Origin of the sequence: Streptomyces sp. UW30, from assembly GCF_008042075.1 — a bacterium.
Classification (GTDB): domain Bacteria; phylum Actinomycetota; class Actinomycetes; order Streptomycetales; family Streptomycetaceae; genus Streptomyces.
On sequence record NZ_RDBN01000054.1, the window covers coordinates 1 to 2,189 of the forward strand.

The following is a 2,189-nucleotide window of genomic DNA, read 5'->3' on the forward strand; positions in this document are numbered from 1 at the left end:
CGCCACCGCCGACCCCTTCGCCCCCACCAGCGACGGCGTACGCGACCACGCCATCGACCGCTACATCACCCACCTGCACAACAACCTCGCCTGAACCCGCACCCGACCGCCTTCAGCCAGTCCACACGGCCGATCAGCCCCGTCACGATGTGCGCTACAGGCAGCGTCATGCCTCGCGGTCCCCCGCGGCAGCACGGCCGTGCGCCGGATTACCGATGAGGCCCCTGCCTTCGGCAGGATGGGCGCCATGACCGAGATCCGTACACCCCGCCTCCTCCTGCGTCGCTGGCATGACGACGACCTCGCGCCGATGGCGGACATCAACGCGGACCCGCAGGTCATGCGCTGGATCGACGACGGTTCGGTGCGCGACCTGGACCACACCGCAGAAGCCATCGAGCAGTGGGAGGAGGAGTGGGACGAGGAGGGCTTCGGACTCTTCGCCGTCGAGCTGCTGGCCTCGGGTGAACTGGCAGGCTTCACGGGTCTGTCCGTGCCCGACTTCCTGCCGGAGGTACTGCCCGCCGTGGCAATCAGCTGGCGGCTCGGCTCACAGTTCTGGGGCCAGGGTTACGCCTCCGAAGCCGCCCACGCCACGCTGGAGTTCGCGCTCCAGGACCGCGGCCTGGAGCGCATCATCAGCATCAACCGGGTGAGTGACGACGCCTCCGAGAACATCACCCGAAAACTCGGCATGGTGCCCGAGCGAGAGACCGCGCACCCGAAGTACGCCTATCCCCTGCACGTTCACACCATCGATCTCACCGAGTTCCAGGCATGAACCAACCGCACCATCGATCACCACAAGACAGCCGACGGCTGTCCCTACGTCCCCGACTGACCACCAGGCAGCGGACACCCCGGCAAAGGATGCTGCACGTCCGTCGCTGACCTGCGCTTTCACGGAACTGCAGCCAGTGTCGCATTCAGAGAGCCTCACCAGCGGATGATCGCTTCGATGCAGCATCCGCTGGGTGAGCCGAGCGCACTCAGTACTGGATGCGGGCGGCCTCATCTGCCTTCCTGGTGGCGAGGCTGATTGCCGCGTCAATGCACTCGAAGTGGAACTGGCCGCGTGGCCAAGCGCCGCGTTGATCGCACCCTACCGGCGGCTCAGCAGCGCAGGCCGGGCAGAACCGCTGCCTCACGAGGATCTCCCGGTCTTCACCGGCCGGCCACACCGCGCGCCGGGCGGCAGCCATCCTGCGCTCCGCGGCCTCCCGTTCCTCGCGGTAGTAGCGGCTCGTCGCCTCTTCGGTGGGGTCTTCAAGCGGGTCGTTCAGCAGCGAGCACAGGTCGGCGTCGAGGGGCGGCTCCGCAACGTACGGGTGGAGAAGTTGGTCGCCTCGAGAACGAACGAACCGGGATCTTTGACGCCGGCGAGTCTGCGGCGGCCCAGGTGAAGGGTGCGCACGACGATTCCCTCCGGTATCACGTTCTGCCGCAGGCGCTCGCTCTCGGACCGGCGCTGCTCCTCGGCTTGCCCGCGGCGCTCCTGCTCCTCCTGCTTACGCTCCTCTTCACGCCCCAGTGCGCCCGGCGTCGGGTGGTACGGACGGGGTTCCTGGACGGTGTTCCATCCGCAGGGACAGCCCTTCTGCCTGGGAAGCCCGCAGACATACGGGTTGCTCTGCCCCACCGCCCGACCGAGACGCCAACTGCCGCGGAACGGCCCACCGCATGCGAGGCATTCGGGCTCGTCGTCGGCCTTCACGGGTACGACCGTGAAGCAGAAGCCGCTCACAGTGACAGTCGGCCGAGGCTCGGCCCAGGCGCAGGCCTCGCCATGGCACGAATCCTTGGTCGTCACGTCCTGGACAACGGATGCCGACCCGCCGGGACGACGTTGCCGCGGCCCACATCACTCCATCGGCTCTTCGGCCACCCTGCGCGCGGTCCTCCTCAGCCAGCCGTTGGCAACCGTGACAGTGCAACTGCGGCCTACAGCAGGAGTTGTATGCCCAGTTCCTGCACGGCGAGGGAGGGCGAGCCGCCGCCGGAGCGTTCGGTCCTGGGGCGGCCAGGGTCGCGAACAGTGCGGTCAGGCCGGGGGGCAGAGCCTCGCCCGCTCGGGTCGGCGGCACCGCCAACCCGTCCCCTGTCTCCTTGGCGGCCCCGTAGCGCGGAGGCGTCGCGGCGGCCGGTGGGTTGGGGGCGGCGTGCCAGGGCAGGAGCGCGCGGGCGTCGGC

Annotated in this window: 2 protein-coding genes; one reads left to right on the forward strand and one right to left on the reverse strand. The window is 68.8% G+C overall.

Going from position 1 to position 2,189, the window contains the following annotated elements; translation table 11 throughout:
* Window positions 1–247: 247 nt before the first annotated feature.
* A complete protein-coding gene (locus tag EAO75_RS43175; protein WP_148000625.1) occupies window positions 248–781 on the forward strand; it encodes a GNAT family N-acetyltransferase in 534 nt (177 codons plus the stop codon).
* A 498-nt stretch (window positions 782–1,279) separates the two neighbouring features.
* Here EAO75_RS43175 and EAO75_RS46320 read toward each other — a convergent pair whose 3' ends face one another.
* Complete coding sequence (locus EAO75_RS46320; protein ID WP_187284827.1) at window positions 1,280–1,714, reverse strand: hypothetical protein; 435 nt, start codon at window positions 1,712–1,714, stop codon at window positions 1,280–1,282.
* Window positions 1,715–2,189: the final 475 nt, after the last annotated feature.